Source organism: Pseudomonas sp. SWRI154, assembly GCF_014268645.1.
Classification (GTDB): Bacteria; Pseudomonadota; Gammaproteobacteria; order Pseudomonadales; family Pseudomonadaceae; genus Aquipseudomonas; species Aquipseudomonas marvdashtae.
The window spans coordinates 106,635-131,319 of record NZ_JABWQW010000004.1 but is presented as its reverse complement, the minus strand read 5'-3'; the positions used below and the strand labels follow the sequence as shown (position 1 = coordinate 131,319).

Genomic DNA, 24,685 nt, shown 5'->3' with positions numbered 1-24,685 from the left:
CACCCGAGCGGGGATGAATCCCCTCGCCACAGGGGCGGGGCTGGAAAGGTTGGGGTACCAGAAAAAACTGTGGGAGCAAGCTCGCTCCCACAGTTGGATCAGGCGAAAGGCCTCAACCGCCCTTGTGCAACTTGCTCATCAACTCCGCCTCGGCCTGGGTCAGGCCGCAGGCTTGGGTCAGTTCGTCGACGCTGGCGCCCATGCCGACCAGTCGGGCGGCTTGGGCGAAAGACAGGCTGGAGGGGTCGCGCTGTTCCAGTTGCGCCAACTTGTCCGGCAACGGCGCGACGACGGCACGCAGCTCATGGAGCGCTTCGCCCATGCGCACGGTGCCGTTCTGGTAATCGTCGACGCGCTTGGCCAGGTCGCGGATGCGCTGGTCGCGCAGCGCATCGCCCTGGGCCTGCTCAGCGGCGATCTGCCGCTGGGCGCGGATGTACGCCACGAACATCGCCAGCGTGCCTGCCCAGAAAAGGAACAGGACAATGACTGCTACCTCAAGAATCAAATCAGATACTCTCCAGTTCCGACCACTCTTCTTCGCTCATCATTTTTTCCAGTTCGACCAGGATCAGCAACTCATTGTTCTTGTTGCAAACGCCCTGGATGAACTTCGCCGATTCCTCGTTACCGACGTTAGGCGCGGTTTCGATTTCCGACTGACGCAAGTAAACCACTTCGGCAACGCTGTCGACCAGGATGCCGACCACTTGCTTGTCCGCCTCGATGATCACGATACGAGTGTTGTCGTTGACCTCGGTGGAATTCAAGCCGAAACGCTGGCGAGTGTCGATGACGGTGACCACGTTACCGCGCAGGTTGATGATGCCCAGCACGTAGCTTGGCGCACCCGGCACCGGGGCAATCTCGGTATAGCGCAGCACTTCCTGCACGCGCATCACGTTGATGCCGTAGGTTTCGTTGTCGAGCTTGAAGGTTACCCATTGCAAGATCGGATCTTCGGAACCCTTGAGAGACGACGCCTTATCATTCATACCCTGACCCCTCGAAAAACCGCCTGTGGCGGTGTGTGTTCTGTCCGGCGGCGCCCTGCGCCACCGGTTGTCTTATTTCGGTTTCCGGACCGGCTTGGCGCCGTCCAGGTGTTTTGCCCCGCCGCTGGCGATCAGCTCCGCGAGTTCGGAAACGTCCAGCAAGGCGCACATGTGTTCGATCACCGTACCGGCCAGCCATGGCCGTTGCCCTCGATGGCTGCGCCATTTGATTTCGTTCGGGTCCAGGCGCAGCGAACGGCTGACCTGGTGCACCGCCAAACCCCACTCGTAACCCTGCACCGAAATCACGTACTGCAGGCCTTGGCGAAAATCATCGCGATAACGGTCCGGCATGACCCAACGCGCGGTATCCAGCACTTTCAAATTGCCGGCCTGGCTCGGCAGGATCCCGAGGAACCACTCCGGCTGGCCGAACAACGGCGTCAATTCCTGCCCGGCCAGGGAGTAAATCGATCCCAGGCAAACCAGCGGCACCGCCAGCGTCAAACCGGCGACGTCGAACAACAGGCACTCGAACGGCTCGGCAGCCCACGCCGGACGATCATCGCCCGGCACCGGCGGCGGCGGATTGCTCGGCGGCAGGTGGATTTCCACCACTGGCGTCGCCAAGCCTTGCAACAACGGTGCGACGGTCGAAACCGGCGCCAGGATCGGCGCGGGCGCTTCCATCACTGCCACCTGCGGCTTGCTGACCGGGGCCTCGACTGCTGCGGCAGCCACTGGCGGCCGCGCATCACGGGCCTGCTCTTCGAGCACCGCCGCCTGGAACTCATCCAGCACCACTTCAGGCTCGGCTTCGACCGGCTCGGGCAAAGCCTCGACCGCACTCGGCTGCGCCGGTATTTCTTCAGTCGCTTCCTGCAGTAGCCCGTCCAGATAGGACTGCAAGGCCATTTGCGGACGCGAGGTTGTCTTGATCGGGCGGTTCATAGGAACTGTGCGCCACTTGAAAAGGTTATCGGCATGGATACGGCAGGACTTGAGCGCCCACAAGCGAACACAACGTCAATGGAAAACCTCATCACCTCAAGCCACCTGCTGCGGAACGAGCTGCTGGGCCAGCAGGTGCTTGAGAAGCGCGCGATAGGCCAGTACGCCACGGCTCTTGCCGTCGAATTGCGACGGAGTGACACCTGCGCGGCTGGCGTCGCGCAGACGGGTATCGACGGGGATGTAGCCTTGCCAGATGTCGTCCGGGTACATATCGCGCAACACACGCAGAGTGCCGAGGGACGCTTGGGTGCGGCGGTCGAACAACGTCGGCACGATGCTGAAAGCCAACGATTGCTTGCGCGAGCGGTTGACCATCGCCAGGGTGTTGACCATGCGTTCCAGCCCTTTGACCGCCAGGTGTTCAGTCTGTACTGGAATCACCAATTGCTGGCTGGCCGCCAACGCATTGACCATCAGCAGCCCGAGTAACGGTGGGCTGTCGATGATTGCATAATCGAAATCCTGCCACAGCTGCGCCAGACTCTTGGCGATGACCAGGCCCAGGCCGCTCTGGCCGGGCGATTGGCGCTCCAGGGTCGCCAGGGCCGTGCTCGACGGCAACAGGGAAATCCGCTCGTCGCTGGTGGAGAGCAGCAATTGTCCTGGCAAGCCTTCGGGCACAACGCCCTTATGCAGGAACAGGTCGTAGTTGCTGTGCTCCAGGCTGTCGGGGTCGTAGCCGAAATAACTGGTCATCGAGCCGTGGGGGTCCAGATCGACGATGACCACGCGCTTGCCCGCCTCGGCCAGCAAACCGGCTAAAGCGATGGAGGATGTGGTTTTGCCCACACCACCTTTTTGATTGGCGACTGCCCAGACTCTCATTCGGATCGTTCCTCCCGATCGAGACGCGCCCGACCGAGAAATAGCTCGGTTATAATGCCGGTGACGGAGAATTGACGGCGTTCTGTCTTACCGGCGACTTGACCGGGGGCGGTGCAGTTTGTGTGCCAGCCCGCTTCAATGCCGCATCCGGTTTTGCGTTCGCGGTGCCCGTACCGGTCAGGCTGCGACGGACATCGAGGTTGCGCGAGACCACCAGCACCACCCGCCGGTTGCGCGCACGCCCTTCGGCGGTGGCGTTGTTCGCCACCGGCTGGAACTCGCCATAGCCCACCGATGCCAGCCGACCGGGATTGACGCCCTGCATTGCCAGCATGCGCACGATGCTCGCCGAACGGGCCGAGGACAATTCCCAATTGGTCGGGTACTGCGCGGTGCGGATCGGCTGGTCATCGGTGAAACCTTCGACGTGGATCGGGTTGTCGAACGGTTTCAGGATTGTCGCGACCTTATCAATGATGGTGAACGCCATGTCGCTGGGCATCGCGTCGCCGCTGCCGAACAACAGGCTGGAATTGAGTTCGATCTCGACCCACAACTCATTGCCGCGCACGGTCATCTGGTTGGAGCTGATCAGGTCGCCGAACGCCGCGCTGATGTCATCGGCGATGCTCTTCAGCGGATCGCTGCCACCGGCAATGCCGGCGTCGACCTGCTCGGCGTCCCTGACCAGTGGCTTGGCCGGGGTCGTCGTCTTTGGACGCTCGTCACCGATGGGAATGGGCTTGAGGGCGCGGTCGGAGTCGGTAAAGACCCCGATCAACGCCTCGGAGATCACTTTGTACTTGCCTTCGTTGACCGACGAGATCGAATACATGACCACGAAAAAGGCGAACAGCAGCGTGATGAAGTCGGCATAGGAAACCAGCCAGCGTTCATGGTTGACGTGTTCTTCACGGTGTCTGCGACGTGCCATGGCCTTAGTCCATGAAGCCTTGGAGCTTCAACTCAATGGAGCGCGGATTTTCACCTTCGGCGATCGACAGGATCCCTTCCAGCAGCATTTCGCGGTAGCGCGACTGGCGCAACGCAATCGACTTGAGCTTGGCGGCAATCGGCAACAACACCAGGTTGGCACTCGCCACGCCGTAGATCGTGGCAACGAAGGCCACGGCGATACCGCTGCCCAGTTGCGACGGATCGGCCAGGTTGCCCATCACGTGGATCAGGCCCATGACCGCGCCGATGATACCGATGGTCGGCGCGTAGCCGCCCATGCTTTCGAAGACTTTGGCCGCTTCGATGTCGCGGCTTTCCTGGGTGTAGAAATCCACTTCCAGGATGCTGCGGATCGCTTCCGGTTCGGCGCCGTCCACCAGCAATTGCAGGCCTTTGCGCGAGTAGTTGTCGGGTTCGGCATCGGCCACCCCTTCCAGACCCAGCAAGCCTTCCTTGCGCGCGGTGAGGCTCCAGTTGACGACGCGGTCGATGCCGCCGGCCAGATCGACCCGAGGCGGGAACAAAATCCAGACCAGTACCTGCATGGCGCGCTTGAACGCGCTCATCGGCGATTGCAACAACGCGGCGCCGACGGTGCCACCGATCACGATCAATGCGGCCGGGCCGTTGGCCAGCGCGCCCAGGTGACCGCCTTCCAAATAATTGCCACCAATGATGGCGACAAACGCCATGATGATGCCGATCAGGCTGAGCACATCCATTACAGGCACGCCTCGACCAGGTGTCTACCGATGTCGTCCAGGCTGTAGACCGCGTCGGCCAGGTCCGCCTTGACGATCGCCATCGGCATGCCATAGATCACGCAACTGGCTTCGTCCTGGGCCCAGATCGCACTGCCACCCTGCTTGAGCAGGCGCGCGCCTTCACGACCGTCGGCGCCCATGCCGGTGAGCACCACCGCCAGAACTTTGTCGCCGTAGGATTTCGCGGCGGAACCGAAGGTAATGTCGACGCATGGCTTGTAGTTCAAACGTTCATCGCCCGGCAGGATTTTCACCGCGCCACGGCCGTCGATCATCATTTGCTTGCCACCCGGTGCCAGCAGTGCCAGGCCTGGACGCAGGATGTCGCCATCTTCGGCTTCCTTGACGCTGATGTTGCACAGCTTGTCCAGGCGCTCGGCGAAAGCCTTGGTGAACGCGGCAGGCATATGCTGGATCAGCACAATGGGGGCCGGAAAATTGGCCGGCAACTGGGTCAGGACCCGCTGCAGCGCGACCGGGCCGCCCGTGGACGTGCCGATGGCGACGAGCTTGTAGGCCTTGCGCTTGGGCGCCGGCGACGAAGCGCTGGCAGGCGCCGAACGAGCGGGAGCAGGTGCCGGAGCACTGCGAACCGGTGCCGGGTTGAAACCGCTGGGCGAGGCTGGCGTTGGTGTTGGCGCAGGCGTCGGCGTCGGCGCGGCAGTAGGCACAGGCGCAGGTGCGCTGTAGGCGCTGATGCGCCGGTTACTGCGGGAGATGCTGTGGACTTTCTCGCACAGCATCTGCCGGACCTTGTCCGGGTTGCGCGAAATGTCTTCGAAATTCTTTGGCAGGAAATCCACGGCCCCGGCGTCCAGCGCATCGAGGGTGACGCGAGCGCCTTCGTGAGTCAGGGATGAAAACATCAATACCGGAGTCGGGCAGCGCTGCATGATATGCCGCACCGCCGTGATGCCATCCATCATCGGCATCTCGTAGTCCATGGTGATCACGTCTGGCTTGAGTGCCAGGGCTTGATCGATCGCCTCTTTACCATTGGTCGCCGTGCCGACGACCTGAATGCTCGTGTCCGCTGAAAGAATTTCCGAGACGCGGCGGCGGAAGAACCCCGAATCGTCCACCACCAGGACTTTAACTACCATAAACACTCCGTTAGACGAGGCGCGGCGCTGGGCCACACCCCTCCAGAATCAAATACGCCGAGCGGCGTAGCGCTTGAGCATGCTAGGCACATCGAGAATCAACGCGATGCGGCCGTCGCCGGTGATGGTGGCGCCGGACATGCCTGGGGTGCCCTGGAGCATTTTGCCCAATGGCTTGATGACCACTTCTTCCTGGCCCACCAACTGATCGACAACGAAGCCGATCCGCTGGGTGCCCACCGACAGGATCACCACATGGCCTTCGCCCTGCTCGACATGAGCGGCGGAGCTGACCAGCCAGCGCTTGAGGTAGAACAGTGGCAGCGCCTTGTCCCGGACGATGACCACTTCCTGGCCGTCCACCACGTTGGTGCGCGACAGGTCGAGGTGGAAAATCTCGTTGACGTTGACCAGCGGGAAGGCGAAGGCCTGGTTGCCCAGCATCACCATCAGGGTCGGCATGATCGCCAGGGTCAACGGGACCTTGATGACAATCTTCGAGCCCTGGCCCTTGGTCGAATAGATGTTGATCGAGCCGTTGAGCTGGGAAATCTTGGTTTTCACCACGTCCATGCCCACGCCACGACCCGACACGTCGGAAATCTCGGTCTTGGTCGAAAAGCCCGGGGCGAAGATCAGGTTGTAGCACTCGGATTCGCTCAGGCGATCGGCCGCATCCTTGTCCATCACGCCGCGTTTCACCGCGATGGCGCGCAGCACATTCGGGTCCATACCCTTGCCGTCGTCGGAGATCGACAACAGGATGTGGTCACCCTCCTGCTCGGCAGCCAGGATCACCTTGCCGCCGCGAACCTTGCCGGAGGCCTCGCGTTCTTCCGGCGACTCGATGCCGTGGTCGACCGCGTTGCGCACCAAGTGGACCAGCGGGTCGGCCAGGGCCTCGACAAGGTTCTTGTCGAGGTCGGTCTCTTCACCCACCAGTTCCAGGTTGATTTCTTTCTTGAGCTGGCGAGCCAGGTCGCGAACCAGGCGCGGGAAGCGCCCGAAGACTTTCTTGATCGGCTGCATCCGGGTCTTCATGACCGCGGTCTGCAAGTCGGCCGTGACCACGTCGAGGTTCGACACGGCCTTGGACATGGCTTCGTCCTGGCTGTTGAGGCCCAGGCGCACAAGACGGTTACGCACCAGCACCAGTTCGCCGACCATGTTCATGATCTCGTCCAGGCGCGCGGTGTCGACCCGAACGGTAGTCTCGGCTTCACTGGCCGGTTTTTCCGCGGGCGGAGCAGCCGGCGCACGGGCAGGCGCCGGTGCAGCAGCGGCGGGCTTGGGTGTCTCGGCCTTGGGCTCGGGCGCCTTGGCGGCCGGTTTTGGCGCGGCCTTGGCGACAGCCGCAGCGGTAGCCGCCGGCGCAGCAGAGGCCGTACCGACTTCGCTGAACTTGCCCTTGCCGTGCAACTCGTCGAGCAGTGATTCGAATTCGTGGTCGCTGATCAGGTCGCTGCCAGCTGCCGCGGCGGCTGGCTTGGCCGGGGTCGGCGCGGAAGCGATGGCCGAATCCAGCGCATCGACGGCAAAGGTTCCCTTGCCATGCAGCTGATCGAGCAACGCCTCGAATTCATCATCGGTAATGTCGGAATTATCGCCAGCCGCCTTTGGCGCGGCCGGGGCCGGGGCCGCCGGGGCTGCGACGGCATCGGCAGCAAACTGACCCTTGCCGTGAAGCTGGTCGAGCAGCGACTCGAACTCGGCGTCGGTAATTTCGTCGCTGGCAGCTGCGCCGGTGGCTGGCGCAGCAGGCGCGGCCGGAGCCTCGGCCTGGGCCTTGACGGCGTTCAGCGAGTCCAGCAGCGATTCGAATTCATGATCGGTAATGTCACCGGATTCCTCGGCAACCGGCTCTTCAGCCACAGGTTCGGCTGGCGCGGCTTCGTCAGCCGATTGCGGCTCCGCCAAGCGCGACAGCGCGGCGAGCAGCTCAGGCGTGGCAGCGGTGATCGGCGAACGCTCGCGCACTTCGCTGAACATGCTATTGACCGCATCCAGCGCTTCGAGCACCACGTCCATCAGCTCCGAATCAACGCGACGCTCACCCTTGCGCAGGATGTCGAACACGTTCTCGGCAATGTGGCAGCACTCCACCAGCTCGTTGAGCTGGAGGAAGCCGGCGCCTCCTTTTACAGTGTGGAAACCGCGAAAAATTGCATTGAGCAGATCCGCATCATCAGGTCGGCTTTCCAGCTCGACCAGTTGTTCGGAAAGTTGCTCTAGAATCTCGCCGGCCTCAACCAGGAAATCCTGAAGGATCTCTTCATCGGCGCCGAAGCTCATTAATGGCTGCTCCTAAAATAGGGCTAAAACTCAAAATCCAAGGCTGGACAGCAAATCGTCCACATCGTCCTGACCGGACACAACGTCTTCTCTTTTATCGGCATGAATCTGCGGACCTTCACCCTGAGAGAGATGTTTTTGTGGATCTTTTTCAGCAAGCATCGCTTCACGGTCGTGTTCGATGCCGGCAAAGCGGTCGACTTGGCTGGCCATCAACACCAGCTTGAGCAAATTGCTTTCCACTTCGGTGACCAGTTGGGTCACGCGCTTGATTACCTGACCGGTCAGGTCCTGGTAATCCTGGGCCAGCAGAATGTCGTTGAGGTTGCTCGCCACGGCACGGTTCTCGGTGCTGCTGCGCGTCAGGAAACCGTCGACCCGACGGGCCAGTTCCCGGAACTCTTCGGCGCCGACTTCGCGACGCATGAACCGTCCCCAATCGGTGCTCAACGCCTGGGCTTCATCACTCAGGCCGTTGACCAGGGGTGTTGCGCTTTCCACCAGGTCCATGGTGCGGTTGGCCGCGGCTTCGGTCAGCTTGACCACATAACCCAGACGCTCTGTAGCGTCGGTGATCTGCGAGACTTCCTCGGCCTGCGGCATATGCGGATCGATCTGGAAATTGACGATCGCGCTGTGCAGTTCACGGGTGAGCTTGCCGACTTCCTGGTACAGGCCCCGATCGCGGGTCTGGTTGAGCTCATGAATCATTTGAACCGCATCGCCGAAGCGGCCCTTTTCAAGGCTGTCGACCAGTTCGCGGGCATGTTTTTTCAGGGTCGATTCGAAATCGCCCATTGAAGATTCGTTGTCCATAGCTCCCCCGTGGCGCCGTTAACCGATGCGTTCGAAGATTTTTTCGATCTTCTCTTTCAACGCCTGGGCCGTGAAGGGTTTGACCACATAGCCGTTTACACCGGCCTGGGCCGCTTCGATGATCTGCTCGCGCTTGGCTTCGGCGGTGACCATCAGCACCGGCAGGTGCTTGAGTTTTTCGTCGGCGCGCACGTGGCGCAGCAAGTCGATACCGGTCATGCCAGGCATGTTCCAGTCAGTCACCAGAAAGTCGATGCTCCCGCTATTGAGGACGGGAATGGCAGTGATGCCATCGTCGGCCTCGACCGTGTTGGTGAACCCGAGGTCACGCAACAGGTTTTTTATGATCCGCCGCATCGTTGAGAAGTCATCAACGATGAGGATTTTCATGTTCTTGTCCAATTCGACCTCCAAGCAGTCTTAAACGCGCCCAGCACCTGGACGCGCCATTTCAATCAATTCCGGCATAACACTCGACAACGGTCTGGAGCACAACGGATGAGACTGGCCCGGCACACACATGCCATGCCACCCCGCTCGCAGCGTCCCCACACTGCCCGTCAGCGCGCTCGCCACTCCCCCAAACGCCCCCGCAAGCGGGCCGCGCACTGGCTGTGTAACTGGCTGACCCGCGATTCGCTGACCCCCAGGACCTCACCGATTTCCTTGAGGTTCAGCTCTTCGTCGTAGTACAGCGCCAAGACCAGTCGCTCACGTTCCGGCAGATTGGCAATCGCATCCGCCAGCGCGCTCTGGAAACGTTCATCTTCCAGGTCACGCGACGGCTCCATGTGAGCACTCGCGTTATCCTCGTGCAGCCCTTCGTGTTCGCCGTCCTGCAAGAGGTCGTCGAAACTGAACAGGCGACTGCCCAAGGTATCGTTCAAAATCCCGTAATAATCATCGAGACTCAACTGGAGTTCGGCCGCAACCTCGTGATCTTTAGCGTCACGTCCGGTTTTAGCTTCGATAGCGCGAATCGCGTCACTGACCATACGCGTATTTCGATGCACCGAACGCGGCGCCCAGTCGCCCTTGCGGACCTCATCGAGCATCGCCCCGCGAATGCGGATACCGGCGTACGTCTCGAAACTGGCGCCCTTGCTCGCGTCGTATTTGTTCGACACTTCGAGCAAGCCGATCATGCCCGCCTGGATCAAGTCTTCGACCTGGACACTGGCCGGCAGGCGCGCCAGCAAGTGATAGGCGATGCGCTTGACCAAGGGCGCGTAGCGCTCGATCAATTCGTACTGGGCGTCCCGTGCCGATTTTTTGTAGAGATGGTTGTAACCGCTGGCTGTCATAACACGGGCCCTGCTGTTTGTTGCACAAGACGCTCGACGAAAAATTCCAGATGCCCGCGTGGGTTGGCCGGCAGTGGCCAGGTATCGACCTTCTGGGCGATCGCCTTGAACGCCAGCGCGCATTTGGAACGTGGAAAGGCTTCATAAACGGCACGTTGCTTCTGGACTGCCTTGCGTACGCTTTCGTCGTAAGGCACTGCGCCAACGTATTGTAGGGCGACGTCCAGGAAGCGATCCGTGACCTTTGTCAACTTGGCGAACAGGTTGCGACCTTCCTGCGGGCTCTGGGCCATGTTGGCCAGGACGCGAAAGCGGTTCATGCCATAGTCGCGGTTAAGCAATTTGATCAGGGCATACGCGTCGGTGATGGACGTCGGTTCGTCGCACACCACCAGCAGCACTTCCTGGGCGGCGCGCACGAAACTGACGACCGAGTCGCCGATGCCGGCAGCCGTGTCGATCACCAGCACATCGAGGTTGTCACCGATGTCGCTGAAAGCCTGGATCAGGCCCGCGTGCTGCGCCGGCGTCAGGTGAACCATGCTCTGGGTGCCGGAGGCAGCCGGCACGATGCGAATCCCGCCCGGCCCCTGCAGGAGCACGTCGCGCAGTTCACAGCGACCTTCGATCACGTCCGCCAGCGTGCGCTTGGGGGTAAGCCCCAACAACACGTCGACGTTCGCCAGGCCCAGGTCGGCGTCCAGCAGCATGACCCGTCGGCCAAGCTCTGCCAGAGCCAGGGACAAGTTCACTGACACGTTAGTCTTCCCGACGCCACCTTTGCCGCCGGTCACCGCGATCACCTGTACGGGATGCATGCTGCCCATGTTCGTTCTTTACCTTGTCTTACTTAGACGGAGGCCACATTACTGGCTGCGCGTTCACTCGGAACAATGCATGGCAGACCATCGATGTAGGTACAAAAAATATTCATGATTACCTCAGCCAACCTGCTTGGTCGGGCTGTGGTAGATATCAGCGAACATGTCAGCCATGGCTTCTTCGCTGGGTTCTTCCTGCATTTGCACACTCACGGCACGACTGACCAGTTGATGACGGCGCGGCAGATGCAAATCATCCGGGATCCGCGGTCCGTCGGTCAGGTAGGCCACCGGTAGTTCATGACCGATTGCCAGGCTCAACACCTCGCCCAGGCTTGCCGTTTCGTCCAGTTTAGTCAGGATGCAGCCGGCCAGCCCGCAGCGTTTGTAGCTGTGGTATGCGGCGGTTAGAACCTGTTTCTGGCTGGTGGTTGCCAACACGAGATAATTTTTTGACTTGATGCCACGCCCGGCCAGGCTTTCGAGCTGCATGCGCAGGGCCGGATCGCTGGCTTGCAGGCCGGCGGTGTCGATCAGCACGACGCGCTTGCGCATCAAAGGCTCCAGCGCCTGGGCCAGGGATTGGCCCGGATCCACATGGGTCACCGACACATTGAGGATCCGACCCAGGGTCTTGAGTTGTTCCTGGGCGCCGATGCGGAAACTGTCCATGCTCACCAGGGCGATGCTCTGAGCGCCGTACTTGAGTACATAACGAGCCGCGAGCTTGGCCAGGGTGGTGGTCTTGCCCATGCCGGCCGGGCCGACCATGGCGATGACACCGCCCTCTTCCAATGGCTCGACTTCCGGCGTGGCGATCATCCGCGCCAGGTGCGCGAGCAACATGCGCCAGGCCTGGCGAGGCTCTTCGATGCCGTTGATCAGCGCCAGCAGGTCCCGCGACAACGGACCGGACAGGCCAATGCGTTGCAGGCGACGCCACAGGTTGGCCTGGGCCGGACGGCTACCTTGCAGTTGGTTCCAGGCCAGCGAGCCAAGCTGGACTTCCATCAGCTCGCGCAAACTGTTGAGTTCGAAACGCATCGAGTCCAGGGCACGTGGGTCAACACCCGCCGCTGGCGCTGCCTGCACCGGTGCCGGACGACGCGGCTCGGCCAGGGCTGGCTCGATCAGCGGTTCGGCAGCGGTCAGCGGCAGGCCGGCAGTCAATGGCTGACCGGCGAACAATTGGCGATTGGTGCCAGCGCTGCCCTCGCCTTCGCTGCTGCGCAGGCTCAGTTCGGCCTGGGCGCTGGCGATGCGCGACTGGGTCTTGCGCAGCTCATCCTCGAGTTCCATGTTGGGAACCCGTGGGGCCAGCGCCGACAATTTGTAATCCAGAGCTGCCGTCAGCTCGACACCGCCGGCGATACGACGGTTGCCGATGATGGCTGCTTCAGCGCCCAGCTCGTCACGAACCAGTTTCATGGCCTGACGCATATCGGCGGCGAAAAAACGCTTCACTTGCATAAACCACTACCTCAGCCGTTGGGCCCTACTGTCGCAACGATGGTCACTTGCTTGTTGTCCGGTATTTCCTGGTACGCCAGCACATGCAGCCCCGGGACCGCGAGGCGCCCGAATCGCGAGAGCATCGCGCGAATCGGACCGGCCACCAGCAGGATCACCGGTTGGCCTTGCATCTCTTGCCGTTGGGCCGCATCGATCAACGAACGTTGCAGCTTCTCGGCCATGCTTGGCTCCAGCAGGACACCCTCTTCCGAGCCTTGTCCTGCCTTCTGCAAACTATTGAGCAATATCTGTTCCAACCTTGGTTCCAGAGTGATCACAGGCAGCTCGGACTCAGTGCCTACAATGCTTTGGACGATTGCGCGGGATACGCCGACTCGCACCGCAGCCACCAAGGCGGCGGTATCTTGACTCTTCGAAGCGTTGTTGGCGATCGCTTCGGCGATGCTGCGAATGTCGCGAACCGGGACTTGTTCGGCCAGCAGCGCTTGCAATACCTTGAGCAATTGCGACAGCGAAACCACGCCCGGCACCAATTCTTCCGCCAGCTTCGGCGAGCCTTTGGCCAGTACTTGCAGCAGTTGCTGGACTTCCTCGTGGCCGATCAGCTCGCTGGAGTGCTTGTACAGAATCTGGTTCAAGTGAGTCGCGACCACAGTGCTGGCGTCCACCACGGTGTAACCGAGGGACTGGGCCTGGGCTCGCTGGCTGATTTCGATCCACACCGCTTCCAGGCCGAAAGCCGGATCCTTGGCGGTAATGCCGTTGAGCGAACCGTAGACCTGCCCCGGGTTGATCGCCAGCTCGCGGTCCGGGTAGATCTCGGCTTCGGCCAGGATCACGCCCATGAGCGTCAGGCGATAGGCGCTCGGTGCCAGGTCGAGGTTGTCGCGGATGTGCACGGTGGGCATCAGGAAGCCCAGGTCCTGGGAGAGCTTCTTGCGTACGCCCTTGATCCGCGCCAGCAATTGACCACCCTGGTTGCGGTCGACCAAAGGAATCAGGCGGTAGCCGACTTCCAGGCCGATCATGTCGATCGGCGTCACGTCGTCCCAACCCAGTTCCTTGGTTTCCATGGCGCGCGCCGGCGACGGCAGCAGTTCCTGCTGGCGCTTGACCTCTTCCAACGCCTGGACCTTTTGCACGTTCTGCTTCTTCCAGAACAGGTAGGCGCCGCCAGCCGCCAGGGCAGCCATGGTCAGGAAGGAAAAGTGCGGCATGCCCGGCACCAGGCCCATTACCGCCATCAGGCCAGCGGCCACGGCCAGGGCCTTGGGCGATGCGAACATCTGGCGGTTGATCTGCTTGCCCATGTCTTCGGAGCCCGAAGCACGGGTCACCATGATGGCGGCGGCTGTGGATAACAACAGTGATGGCAATTGCGCCACCAAACCGTCACCGATGGTCAGCAAGGCGTAGACCTTGCCGGCGTCACCGAAGGTCATTCCATGCTGGAAGATACCGACGGCCATGCCGCCGATCAGGTTGATGAACAGAATCAACAGGCCGGCGATGGCGTCGCCGCGCACGAATTTGCTGGCACCGTCCATGGAACCATAGAACTCGGCTTCCTGGGCGACTTCAAGACGACGGGCCTTGGCCTGGCCCTGGTCGATCAGGCCGGCGTTGAGGTCGGCGTCGATTGCCATCTGCTTGCCGGGCATCGCGTCGAGGGTAAAACGCGCGCTCACCTCGGAAATCCGCCCGGCACCCTTGGTCACCACGACGAAGTTGATGATCATTAAAATGGCGAAGACCACGATACCGACCACGTAGTTACCACCGATCACCACCTCGCCGAAGGCCTGGATCACCTTACCAGCGGCGGCGTGCCCCTCGTGACCATGGATCATGACGACTCGCGTCGACGCCACGTTCAGCGCCAATCGCATCAGCGTCGCCACCAGCAGAATGGTCGGGAATACCGCAAAATCCAATGGTCGCAGAGCGTACACACAGACAAGCAAAACGACGATCGACAAGGCGATGTTGAACGTGAAGAACACGTCCAGCAAGAACGGCGGTACCGGCAGCATCATCATGGCGAGCATGATCAGCAGCAACAGCGGCACGCCCAGATTACCCCGGCTGAGGTCTGCTACATTGCTGCGCGCATTGCTGAGTAACTGAGAGCGATCCACCAAAATTCCCCGTTCCTGTGAAGCAAACTTTTGACGCCCGGAAGGGGCGCAGACGGGGTATTGCAAGAAGCCTTCCAACTTTTGCCGGAGGTTGGATTAGATAGGTTTGGAGGGGTGCCGACCGACTCAGGAATCGCGCCGCAGATCCGGCGGAATCGGCAGATCCTTGAGCGGTTCGGGGCGCTTGCCCTTGCCAGCGCGGTGCTGACGGATCTGGTAGACGTAGGCCAGCACCTGGGCCACGGCCAGATACAGGCCACCCGGGATTTCCTGGTCGAGCTCGGTGGAGTAGTAGATCGACCGCGCCAACGCCGGAGATTCGAGCAGCATCACTTCGTTGGCCACGGCGATTTCACGAATCTTCAGGGCCAGGAAATCGCTACCCTTGGCCAGCAACACCGGTGCGTTGCCTTTTTCGGGGTCGTACTTGAGCGCCACGGCGAAATGGGTCGGGTTGGTGATGACCACATCGGCGTCGGGGATGGCCGCCATCATGCGCCGCTGGGACACTTCGCGCTGCAACTGACGGATCCGCTGTTTGACTTCGGGCTTACCTTCTTGCTCCTTGTACTCGTCGCGAATTTCCTGCTTGGTCATCATCAGCTTTTGCTTGCTTTGATAAAGCTGGATCGGCACGTCGATGGCGGCAATCAGAATCAGGCCGCAGGCCATCCACAAGGTGCTCCAGCCAACCAGCTGCACGCTATGGATAATGGCTTGTTCCAGCGGCTCATGGGCGATACGCAGCAGGTCGTCGATGTCAGCCTGCAACACTGTCAGCGCAACGAACAGGATCAGCAGAAACTTCCCAAGCGCCTTCAGCAGCTCCATCACAGCCGTGGTAGAGAACATGCGCTTGAGGCCCGCAGCGGGGTTCATCCGGCTGAATTTCGGGGCCATGGTCTTACCGGAAAACAGCCATCCGCCCAAGGAAATTGGCCCCAGAAACGCCGCCAGCAGCAAAAAAATCAGGATCGGCTGCATCGAAATGATTGCGATCTTGCCCGAATTCAACAAGTACTGCGTCATCGCGCCAGGACTCAGCAGCACCTCTCGGGGCAGAGAGAAGTTCAGGCGCATGATTTCCAGCAAATCCAAAGCCAGCCCACCGCCATAAATCAGCAAGCCGCCAGCGCCGGCGAGCATGATCGCAAGTGTATTGAGCTCCTTGGAACGTGCGACCTCGCCTTTATCCCTGGATTCTTTCTTGCGTTTCTCCGTGGGGTCTTCTGTCTTGTCCTGGCCACTCTCGCTTTCAGCCATGGTTCAGCGCGCCTGTGCCATATCGCGTAGCAGCTGCAAGGCCTGGGTGGCCAGCGGCTGATACTGGTTGAGAATGTCCCCCACGGTGACCCAGAAAATCACCATGCCCAGCACGAGGGTCAGCGGAAAACCGATGGAAAAGATGTTCAATTGCGGTGCCGCCCGGGTCATTACGCCAAAGGCAATGTTGACCACCAGCAGTGCGGTGATCGCCGGCAACACCAGCAGCATCGCCGCGCCGAGGACCCAGCCGAGCTTGCCGGCAATATCCCAGAAATGGTTCACCAGCATCGCGCTGCCCACCGGCATCGTCGTGAAGCTCTCGGTCAGCACTTCGAACACCACCAGATGTCCGTTCATGGCGAGGAACAACAGTGTCACCAGCATCGTCAGGAACTGCCCGATCACCGCGGTGTTTACGCCGTTGGTGGGGTCGATCATGGAGGCGAACGCCATGCCCATCTGGATCGAGATGATTTGTCCGGCAACCACAAATGCCTGGAAGAACAACTGCAACGAGAAGCCCATCAAGGCACCGATAAGAATCTGTTCGGCCACCAACATTAGCGCACTGAGGTCCAGGGTGTTGACGGGCGGCATCGGCGGCAGTCCCGGGGCGATGACCACTGTGATCGCCAGGGCCAGATACAGGCGCACCCGAGTCGGGACCAGGGTCGTACCAAAAACCGGCATGCTCATCAGCACTGCGGCGACGCGGAACAGCGGCAGGATGAACGACGCCACCCAAGTACTGATCTGGGTGTCCGTCAGCTCGAGCATCGACATCGGCTCAGCCGATCAACTGCGGAATACTGCCGTACAACTGCAGGATGTATTCCATGAAGGTTTGAACCAGCCAGGGACCGGCTACAATCAGCGTCACCAGCATCACCAGCAGGCGCGGCAGGAAGCTCAGGGTCTGTTCGTTGATCTGCGTGGCGGCCTGGAACATCGCCACCAACAACCCCACCAGCAGGCTCGGGATAACCAGGATGGCAACCATTACCGTGGTCAGCCAGAGCGCTTCGCGGAACAGGTCTACCGCTACTTCAGGCGTCATATTGTCCTACCCGCGCAATTGGTCTAAACACCGCCGAAACTGCCCGCCAAGGTGCCGATGATCAAGGCCCAGCCATCTACCAGCACGAAGAGCATGATCTTGAACGGCAGGGAAATGATCAGCGGGGACAGCATCATCATACCCATGGCCATCAGGATACTAGCGACCACCAGGTCGATGATCAGGAACGGGATGAAAATCATGAAGCCGATCTGGAACGCCGTCTTCAGTTCGGACGTGACGAACGCCGGCACCAGGATCGTCAGCGGCGCCTGGTCGGGACTGGCGATATCGGTGCGCTTGGACAGGCGCATGAACAGCTCCAGGTCGCTGCTGCGGGTCTGGGCCAGCATGAAATCCTTGATCGGCACCTGAGCCCTCGCCACGGCGTCCTGGGCACTGAGCGTTTCCGCCAGGTAGGGTTGCAGCGCGTCCTTGTTCACCCGGTCGAACACCGGCGCCATGATGAACATGGTCAGGAACAACGCCATGCCGGTGAGGATCTGGTTCGACGGCGTCTGCTGCAGGCCCAGGGCCTGACGCAGGATCGAGAAAACAATGATGATCCGAGTGAAACTGGTCATCAGCATGACGAACGCCGGGATGAAACTCAGCGCGGTCATGATCAGCAGGATCTGCAGGCTGACCGAATATTCCTGTGCCCCTTCGGCGTTGGTGCCCAAGGTAATCGCCGGGATCGACAGCGGGTCGGCGGCAAACGCCAACGGCGCGGCCAGCATCAGGACCAACGCCAACAGAATGCGCAACGGCATTACTTTTTATCCTTCTGGTCTTTACCCAGCAATTCCATGAGCCGCTGGGCAAATTCGGGGGTAGCCTGCTCAGCGGTGGGCACCTGCACCGGCTCCTTGAGGACATGCAAGGCGGTAATCGTGCCGGGGCTCAGGCCGAGCAGGATCTGCTCGTTGCCAACCTGCACCAGCACCAGTCGGTCTCGCGGGCCGAGCGCGCGGGAACTGACGATGTCGATCACCTGCCCTTTGCCGGCAGGCCCCGCCTGTTGCACGCGCCGCAGCATCCAGGCCAGGAAGAAAATCAATCCGAGCACCAGCAGCAGGCCCAACACCAATTGCGCCAATTGCCCGGCGATACCACTGCCACCCGCCGGCGCAGCGGCCGCCGTGGCCACCGGTTCGGCCGCCAGCACGCTGAACGGCAGCATCAAGGCTGCGGCGAGAAAGCCTTTCATTCAGCGCAGCTTCTTGATGCGTTCGCTCGGGCTGATCACGTCCGTCAGGCGAATGCCAAACTTCTCGTTGACCACCACCACTTCGCCATGGGCGATGAGAGTCCCATTGACCAGCACGTCCAACGGCTCACCGGCCAGGCGGTCCAGCTCGATCACCGAGCCTTGGTTGAGCTGCAACAGGTTGCGGATGTTGATATCGGTGCTGCCCACTTCCATGGAAATCGACACAGGGATGTCGAGAATGACGTCCAGGTTCGGCCCGTCGAGGGTCACTTGCTCGTTGCTTTTTGGCACGCTGCCAAACTCTTCCATCTGCAGGCGGCTGGAAGCGTTACCGGTATCGGCGGCCAGCAGCGCGTCAATATCGGCCTGCCCGGCGTCGCCGGTTTCTTCCAGGGCGGCAGCCCATTCGTCGGCCAGCGCCTGGTCATCCTGGGTATTCATATCGTCAGCCATCATGTGTCCTCGGCGGGCAAAAATCGGTTAAAAACCTAAAAATCCGTTACAAACTTAAAGCGGTTGACACCGCTCAGCGGCGTTCGATCGGCTCGATCACCTGCAACGCGAGGTTGCCTTTGTGAGAGCCCATCTTGACCTTGAAGGCCGGTACGCCGTTGGCGCGCATGATCATCTCTTCCGGCATCTCGACGGGAATGATGTCCCCTGGCTGCATGTGCAGGATGTCTCGCAGGCGCAGCTGGCGCCGGGCAACGGTCGCGCCGATTGGCACGTCGACGTCCAGCACGTCCTGGCGCAAGGCGTTGATCCAGCGCTCGTCCTGGTCATCGAGATCCGATTGGAAACCGGCATCGAGCATTTCACGCACCGGCTCGATCATCGAATACGGCATGGTCACGTGCAGGTCGCCGCCGCCGCCGTCGAGTTCAATGTGGAAAGTCGAGACGACAATCGCTTCGCTTGGCCCGACGATGTTGGCCATGGCCGGGTTCACTTCTGAGTTGATGTACTCGAAGTTCACTTCCATGATCGCCTGCCAGGCTTCTTTCAAGTCGACGAAAGCCTGTTCCAGGACCATGCGTACCACGCGCAACTCGGTCGGGGTGAACTCACGACCTTCGATCTTCGCGTGACGACCGTCACCGCCGAAGAAGTTATCCACCAGCTTGAACACCAGCTTGGCGTCGAGGATGAACAGCGCAGTGCCGCGCAGCGGCTTGATCTTGACCAGGTTGAGGCTGGTGGGCACGTACAGCGAGTGCACGTATTCACCAAACTTCATCACCTGCACGCCCCCAACGGCCACGTCGGCCGAACGCCGCAGCATGTTGAACATGCTGATGCGGGTGTATCGGGCAAAACGTTCGTTGATCATTTCCAGGGTCGGCATGCGTCCGCGAACGATGCGATCCTGACTGGTCAGGTCGTAGCTTTTGACGCTGCCCGGTTCAGCAGCGTTTTCGGTCTGCACCAGGCCGTCGTCGACACCATGCAACAGCGCATCGATTTCGTCCTGGGACAACAGGTCCTGCACGGCCATGTCGTGTTCCTACTGCAATACGAAGTTAGTGAAGAGCAACTGTTCGATCACCACTTTGCCGAGCTCTTTCTGAGCCACTTCCTGAACGCTGGCCGTGGCTTTCTGACGCAGCATTTCCTGGCCAACCGGAGTGGCCAGGGTGTCGAAACTCTGTCCTGAAAATAGCATGACCAGATTATTGCGAATCAGTGGCATGTGTACCCGCAACGCTTCCAAGTCAGCCTGGTTACGTCCCAACAGGGTAATGCTCACCTGCATGTAGCGTTGGCGACCGTTCTGGGTGTAGTTGGCCACGAAGGCCGGGGCCATGGGCTCGAAAATCGCCGGCTGCTTGCCTACTGGAGCGACTTCGACAGCCGGCGCCGGCTTGCTCTGGGCGCTGTGCATGAAATACCAGGTCGCCCCCACGGAAACACCCACCGCCAGGAGCAAGCCCACCACGATCATGATGATCATCTTGAGTTTGCCTTTGGTTGCAGGGTCTTTTACTGCTGCTGCTTCGCTCTTCGCCATGCCAATAATCCGTCACTAATCGGGGGTTTCACTGTTGCACGGCTAGGCAGGAGCAAGTGTTATGCCAGAAGTGTGCAGCTCAGGTGGTTTGCGCCGCCCACAAACAAAGCGGGAGCGGGCCTGCTCGCGATAGGGTTGATTCCCGCCAGAACAACGCTGGCTGACAATCCGCTATCGCGAGCAAACGCGCTCCCGCAGGTTTACTGCATTGAATCAGGCGTAGTAATCGACCGCACTGGTGCCAATCACGCTGACGGTGTTGGCCGCCACCTCGGCCACGCTGGCCGGCACAACTTCATCCACCGAATCCACTCGACCACCGGAGGGAGTCGTGCGTCCCGCCTGGGCTTGCTGCTGGGCTTGCTGATCCTGGCCCTGAGAGCCACGCGACTGATCTGATACGTTGACGTCGACCTGCCCCATGCCCTGCTGGGCAAAACTGTCGCGCAGGCGGTGCATCTGGCCTTCGAGGGCTTCGCGAACGCCTGAGTGGGCGCTCATGAACGTGATCTGGGTCTGCTGGTCCGGAACCATGTTCACCCGGATATCCAGGCGACCGAGTTCGGCCGGTTGCAATTGGATGTCGGCCGCCTTGAGATTGGCGCTCGACAAGTACATCACCCGATTGACCACTTCCTCAGTCCAGCCGCTCTGGTTCATGGCGATAGGCTGGTTGACCGGCACCGCGTTGGCGGTTTTTGGCGTGGCCGCCTGGGTCAGCGCTGCCAGGCGATTGGCGAAGTCGTCCACGCGGGTATCGCTGGACGCCGCGGTCAGGTCCTTGAGGCCTTCGCTGATCAGACCGCTGAACGCCTTGTCGCCGCCCTGGCTACCGGCGCCGGTACTGTCCTGGTCGGCTTGCACGGTGAGCATGCTCGCCATCCCGGCGGCGAAGGTCTGGGCCGATGTCGGTTCGCCATCGAGGGACGCCGGTGTCGCTGCCTTGGGCTGTGCCTGGCTGGAAGCGGACACATGGCCACCCTGCTCCATCGCCAGGCGCAGGGCAGGAAGCGCATCGAGTGGATCGGCCTGCGGGTCGAACTCCGGATCGATCACCGGGTCCGTTGCCTTGGCTGGCGTGCTCAAGGCAACGACGGGAGCCGCTACCACCGCAGTGGCTGGAGCCTCGGTCGGGGTTACGACAGGCGTAGGCTGAGCCTCGACGGCGGCCACCAGAGCAACGGCGTCCGGCAGCAAGGCCGGATCAAGCGTCGGATCGGAAGGCGCTGCATCCACTACCGGAACTTCAGCCGTATCGGCGGGAGCATCTTGCGTCGTCTTGCCGTCGGCAGTCGCCGGCTTGTCGGCAGTCGCCGGCTTGTCGGCGGGCAAGGGTTTGCCGCTATCGGCAACCACCGGTTCCGGCGCGGCAGCCGTATCGCTGTCGACGTCCTTCTTGACGGTGTTATCGGCTGCCTTGTCGCGCAGCGGTTTTGTCGATGGCTCAGGTACCGCCGGTGATTTGACGGGCGCCTGTTTGGCGAAGACCTGGGCGAAGCTGGAGGCTTTATTCCCGGCGTCCGGGCCTGCTGCCAGCGGATTGACAGCGGCCTGCGGCTTGGCCTGGGCAGTGGCCTGGATAAGTGTATTAGGCGTAACGGGCATAAAATGGTCTCCGCTGCACTGGAATCATAGATGCAGTCGAGACAGTGCAATGCAAGGGACGGGCCAACGTGTGAACGGCGCTGATTTCAGCAATGGAAGCCTTCGCGCTCCTCTCGGCAGAGAATACGCACTCGGGCAAATTCGCTATCGATTTCGCTGACGAGTTTTTCGATACCGCCCAGCGACGGCTGTTTGGCACGCTGCTCCAGTTCGCCACACAGCTCGGCCAGGCGCAGGGCGCCCATGTTGCTGCTGCTGCCCTTGAAACTGTGGGCCGTGGCGCTGAGCTTTTCAGCGTCGCGCGCCTCATGCAGCACGCGCAAGCGCGCCTCGGAATCATTGAGAAAGGTATCCAGCAATTCCGGATACCCCTCCTCCATGACTTCCCGCAACGTGCTGAGCACGTCGCGATCCAGATGAATTTCGCTCACTTGTTCGCTCCTTGATCAAGAATGGCCCTGATTATGCCAGAGCCTCCCAGAAAAACTCCACGCGCGCACTACGACCATCGTCGGACCACGCGGCCTGATGGCATAGCTGACGAACCAGGCTCACGCCACGGCCCGACAATCGATCCTTGTCCAATGGTCGCGCCAGCACCTTGGCAACATCAAAGCCTTTGCCGCTGTCGCCGACCTCGATGACCAAGCGACCACCGTCGCCATGGGGCGTGACATGCAAATGCACCCGCACGTGACCGTCACTCAACTCGTCCAGGCGCAGGCTACGCTCCCGATAGTAGCGGGCAAAGCCGACCGCATCACGCTTGAGGCTTGAATCAAGCCCCAGCACGCCATGCTCAAGCGCATTGGAGTAAAGCTCCGACAATACGCTGTACAAGGCACCGCTCTGCCCTCTCAACCCGTGAACCTCCAGCAACAATTGCAACAGGTACGGCATCGGGTTGAAGCGCTTGAGCGTCTGCGCCCGGAATTCAAAGCTCACCGACCAGTCCAGCGGGCTGGACTGGCCGCTATCGGAATAGACCGGCGGCGGTGGATTGAGTTGCGTCGGCGCGACCAGACGCACTTCGACCATGCTGAAGTCGTCACGGGCCTCGCCGCGAAAATCCTGCAGGGCTTGTTGGATATCTTCGAAGAGAGAATCGGCTTCGCGGTTGGCCGAGAACACTTGCTGCAACCGCTCCACGCCAAACGGCTGGTCATCGCGGTCACTGGTCTCGATCACACCATCGGACAACAGGAAAACCCGATCCCCTACCGACAGGGGATGGACTTCAGTTCGGTCATCGAATAGCTGCGGCGTCAGCACGCCCAGTGGCAAATGCCGGGCCGGCAAGGGCGTGCGCGCGCCACTCAGGCTGTCATGCAGGTAGCCATCGGGCATGCCGCCGTTCCAGACTTCGACGGTGCAGCGCTGGAAACTCAGGCACAACAGCGTCGCGCAGCAGAACATATCCACCGGTAGGATGCGTTTGAGCTTGGCATTCATCTCCCGCAGGATTTGCGCCAGGCCGTAGCCTTTGGCGGTCATTCCGTAGAACACCTCCGCCAACGGCATAGCGCCGACCGCCGCCGGCAAGCCATGCCCAGTGAAGTCCCCCAAGAGGATATGCATATCGCCAGCCGGGTTGAACGCGGCCAGCAGCAAGTCACCGTTGAACAAGGCATAGGGCGACTGCAGATAACGAATGTTCGGCGCGCTGAGGCAACCAGAGTGGGCGATCTTGTCGAATACGGCCTTGGCGACCCGTTGCTCGTTGAGCAGGTAATCGTGGTGCCGGGCGATCTGGTCGCGCTGCTCCACCACCGTGGCCTGCAACCGTCGCAAGCGGTCCATGGCCTTGATCTTCGCGGCCAGGATAACCTGGTTGTAGGGTTTGGCCAGGAAGTCATCGCCCCCGGCCTCCAGGCAACGGGCCAAGGCTTCGCTTTCAGTCAGTGAAGTGAGGAAAATGATCGGGACCAGTTGGTCGCCGGCCAGTTGCTTGATCTTCTGCGCAGCTTCGAAGCCGTCCATGACCGGCATCATTGCGTCCATCAGCACCAGGTGCGGGCGCTGCTGCAGATAGACCTCGACCGCCTCGGCGCCATCGGCCGCCGTAAGCACGTGGTGGCCCTGGCGGCGGACAATGGTCGACAACAGCAGTCGATCAGCGGCACTGTCTTCGGCAATCAGGACCGTCAGTGGCTCCGACGACGATTGCATGGCGATCAACTGATGTCGAACAGTTTGTCGAAGTTGGAGATCGCGAGGATTTTCTTGACGTCGCTGCTGCTGTTGACGACCCGGATATCTGACGTGTCGCCACCGGCATGATCGCGCAACAGCAGGAGCATGCCTAAGGCAGAACTGTCGAGATAAGTGGCCTCTTTCAAATCCACCACGATGGATTCAGGCTTTTTGTCGAGCCGCTCATAAGACTCGCGAAATTCTTGGTGCCGGCCAAAATCGAATCGACCCTTGATCGAGATCGTCAGCTTTTGCCCATCTGGGGATACTTCAGTTACGACAGACATATTCACTTCCTTGTCGTGGACACACGTGTACAAGGTTTAGCACTTGGTAGAGGTTCGAGCAAGGCTTCACAGCACTTCCCGACAAAACTCTATCCACCATCAATACGGGTCTTGCCGGGGAAGGCGCTGGGACAACTCATCCAGCAGTTTCTGCTCGCGCTTGTCCTCCAATTGCCGTGCCTCGTCGATATAGCGTTGTACAAGCTTGCGCAACCCTTCGACTCGGGCAAAGGCTTCCTGCCAACTCTGGCGGGCCTTTTCCAGATTGTTCTGGTGCCAGACCAGGCTCTGGCGCTGCTGGTCGATGGCGGTGCCCAACTGTGCCAGGAACCCTTGGTAACCCAACAGCCATTGCCCGGACACCCCATGGCTACCACGGGCGATCCATTGCTCCTGGTATTCGAGACGAAAATTCTCCAAGTCGGCCAGCTTGCTTTCGGCGACGGCCACTTGCCCTTGGAAATACGCCAATCGCTGGACGGCGGTCTTCTCAGCTTTTTCCGCCATGTCCACCACCGGCGCCAGGCGTGCAGCACGACTCGTGGCCATGACCG

27 protein-coding genes are annotated in these 24,685 nt (G+C 60.8%); all 27 read right to left on the bottom strand.

Features of this window, described 5'->3' with window-relative positions; genetic code table 11:
- Positions 1–112: 112 nt before the first annotated feature.
- Positions 113–508, bottom strand: a complete 396-nt coding sequence (locus tag HU806_RS05670) for a DUF2802 domain-containing protein (protein ID WP_186610450.1) — start codon at positions 506–508, stop codon at positions 113–115.
- A gap of 1 nt (position 509) precedes the next feature.
- On the bottom strand, positions 510–995 hold the full coding sequence (locus HU806_RS05665) for a chemotaxis protein CheW (RefSeq protein WP_024778681.1): 486 nt from the start codon (positions 993–995) through the stop codon (positions 510–512).
- Positions 996–1,067: 72 nt separating this feature from the next.
- Positions 1,068–1,946 carry a CheW domain-containing protein gene (locus tag HU806_RS05660; RefSeq protein WP_186610449.1) on the bottom strand — a complete coding sequence of 293 codons (879 nt, stop codon included), beginning with the start codon at positions 1,944–1,946 and terminating at the stop codon, positions 1,068–1,070.
- Positions 1,947–2,042: 96 nt separating this feature from the next.
- Entirely contained in the window at positions 2,043–2,834 is a 792-nt protein-coding gene (locus HU806_RS05655; protein WP_186610448.1) for a ParA family protein, read from the bottom strand.
- Positions 2,835–2,883: 49 nt separating this feature from the next.
- Positions 2,884–3,768 (bottom strand): flagellar motor protein MotD, encoded by an 885-nt coding sequence (motD, locus tag HU806_RS05650; RefSeq protein WP_186610447.1) that lies wholly within the window; start codon positions 3,766–3,768, stop codon positions 2,884–2,886.
- A gap of 4 nt (positions 3,769–3,772) precedes the next feature.
- Positions 3,773–4,513, bottom strand: coding sequence for a flagellar motor protein (locus HU806_RS05645; protein WP_186610446.1), 741 nt, complete (start codon positions 4,511–4,513; stop codon positions 3,773–3,775).
- Positions 4,513–5,658, bottom strand: a complete 1,146-nt coding sequence (cheB, locus tag HU806_RS05640) for a protein-glutamate methylesterase/protein-glutamine glutaminase (RefSeq protein ID WP_186610445.1) — start codon at positions 5,656–5,658, stop codon at positions 4,513–4,515. The genes HU806_RS05645 and cheB overlap by 1 nt, the downstream gene beginning before the upstream one ends.
- Positions 5,659–5,706: 48 nt before the next feature.
- Positions 5,707–7,950, bottom strand: coding sequence for a chemotaxis protein CheA (locus HU806_RS05635; protein ID WP_186610444.1), 2,244 nt, complete (start codon positions 7,948–7,950; stop codon positions 5,707–5,709).
- Positions 7,951–7,980: 30 nt separating this feature from the next.
- Positions 7,981–8,766, bottom strand: a complete 786-nt coding sequence (locus HU806_RS05630) for a protein phosphatase CheZ (RefSeq protein WP_186610443.1) — start codon at positions 8,764–8,766, stop codon at positions 7,981–7,983.
- Positions 8,767–8,784: 18 nt separating this feature from the next.
- A complete protein-coding gene (locus HU806_RS05625; RefSeq protein WP_008006721.1) occupies positions 8,785–9,156 on the bottom strand; it encodes a chemotaxis response regulator CheY in 372 nt (123 codons plus the stop codon).
- 170 nt (positions 9,157–9,326) lie between these two features.
- Complete coding sequence (fliA, locus tag HU806_RS05620) at positions 9,327–10,070, bottom strand: RNA polymerase sigma factor FliA (RefSeq protein WP_014337177.1); 744 nt, start codon at positions 10,068–10,070, stop codon at positions 9,327–9,329.
- A complete protein-coding gene (fleN, locus tag HU806_RS05615) occupies positions 10,067–10,897 on the bottom strand; it encodes a flagellar synthesis regulator FleN (protein WP_003184001.1) in 831 nt (276 codons plus the stop codon). The genes fliA and fleN overlap by 4 nt, the downstream gene beginning before the upstream one ends.
- Positions 10,898–11,011: 114 nt before the next feature.
- The gene (gene flhF, locus HU806_RS05610) at positions 11,012–12,361 is read right to left on the bottom strand and encodes a flagellar biosynthesis GTPase FlhF (RefSeq protein WP_186610442.1); all 1,350 of its coding nucleotides are present in this window, start codon (positions 12,359–12,361) and stop codon (positions 11,012–11,014) included.
- Positions 12,362–12,372: 11 nt separating this feature from the next.
- Entirely contained in the window at positions 12,373–14,502 is a 2,130-nt protein-coding gene (gene flhA, locus HU806_RS05605; RefSeq protein ID WP_186610441.1) for a flagellar biosynthesis protein FlhA, read from the bottom strand.
- 126 nt (positions 14,503–14,628) lie between these two features.
- Positions 14,629–15,765 carry a flagellar biosynthesis protein FlhB gene (gene flhB / locus HU806_RS05600; RefSeq protein WP_186610440.1) on the bottom strand — a complete coding sequence of 379 codons (1,137 nt, stop codon included), beginning with the start codon at positions 15,763–15,765 and terminating at the stop codon, positions 14,629–14,631.
- Positions 15,766–15,768: 3 nt separating this feature from the next.
- Positions 15,769–16,551, bottom strand: a complete 783-nt coding sequence (gene fliR, locus HU806_RS05595; protein WP_186610439.1) for a flagellar biosynthetic protein FliR — start codon at positions 16,549–16,551, stop codon at positions 15,769–15,771.
- 4 nt (positions 16,552–16,555) lie between these two features.
- Positions 16,556–16,825, bottom strand: coding sequence for a flagellar biosynthesis protein FliQ (fliQ, locus tag HU806_RS05590; protein ID WP_024618176.1), 270 nt, complete (start codon positions 16,823–16,825; stop codon positions 16,556–16,558).
- A gap of 23 nt (positions 16,826–16,848) precedes the next feature.
- Positions 16,849–17,598: a flagellar type III secretion system pore protein FliP gene (fliP, locus tag HU806_RS05585; protein ID WP_186610438.1), complete on the bottom strand. Its 750-nt coding sequence runs from the start codon at positions 17,596–17,598 to the stop codon at positions 16,849–16,851.
- Positions 17,598–18,035, bottom strand: coding sequence for a flagellar biosynthetic protein FliO (gene fliO, locus HU806_RS05580; protein ID WP_186610437.1), 438 nt, complete (start codon positions 18,033–18,035; stop codon positions 17,598–17,600). Before fliO ends, fliP begins: the two co-directional genes overlap by 1 nt.
- Positions 18,036–18,491: a flagellar motor switch protein FliN gene (fliN, locus tag HU806_RS05575; RefSeq protein ID WP_186610436.1), complete on the bottom strand. Its 456-nt coding sequence runs from the start codon at positions 18,489–18,491 to the stop codon at positions 18,036–18,038.
- Positions 18,492–18,564: 73 nt separating this feature from the next.
- Complete coding sequence (gene fliM, locus HU806_RS05570) at positions 18,565–19,533, bottom strand: flagellar motor switch protein FliM (RefSeq protein ID WP_186610435.1); 969 nt, start codon at positions 19,531–19,533, stop codon at positions 18,565–18,567.
- 9 nt (positions 19,534–19,542) lie between these two features.
- Positions 19,543–20,046 (bottom strand): flagellar basal body-associated protein FliL, encoded by a 504-nt coding sequence (fliL, locus tag HU806_RS05565; protein WP_186610434.1) that lies wholly within the window; start codon positions 20,044–20,046, stop codon positions 19,543–19,545.
- A gap of 213 nt (positions 20,047–20,259) precedes the next feature.
- Entirely contained in the window at positions 20,260–21,651 is a 1,392-nt protein-coding gene (locus HU806_RS05560) for a flagellar hook-length control protein FliK (RefSeq protein WP_186610433.1), read from the bottom strand.
- 86 nt (positions 21,652–21,737) lie between these two features.
- Complete coding sequence (locus HU806_RS05555; protein WP_186610432.1) at positions 21,738–22,082, bottom strand: Hpt domain-containing protein; 345 nt, start codon at positions 22,080–22,082, stop codon at positions 21,738–21,740.
- Positions 22,083–22,113: 31 nt separating this feature from the next.
- Positions 22,114–23,820 (bottom strand): ATP-binding SpoIIE family protein phosphatase, encoded by a 1,707-nt coding sequence (locus HU806_RS05550; RefSeq protein ID WP_186610431.1) that lies wholly within the window; start codon positions 23,818–23,820, stop codon positions 22,114–22,116.
- Between the two features lie 5 nt (positions 23,821–23,825).
- Positions 23,826–24,131 carry an STAS domain-containing protein gene (locus HU806_RS05545; RefSeq protein WP_186610430.1) on the bottom strand — a complete coding sequence of 102 codons (306 nt, stop codon included), beginning with the start codon at positions 24,129–24,131 and terminating at the stop codon, positions 23,826–23,828.
- 99 nt (positions 24,132–24,230) lie between these two features.
- Positions 24,231–24,680 (bottom strand): flagellar export protein FliJ, encoded by a 450-nt coding sequence (gene fliJ, locus HU806_RS05540; RefSeq protein WP_003184033.1) that lies wholly within the window; start codon positions 24,678–24,680, stop codon positions 24,231–24,233.
- Between the last annotated feature and the right edge of the window lie 5 nt (positions 24,681–24,685).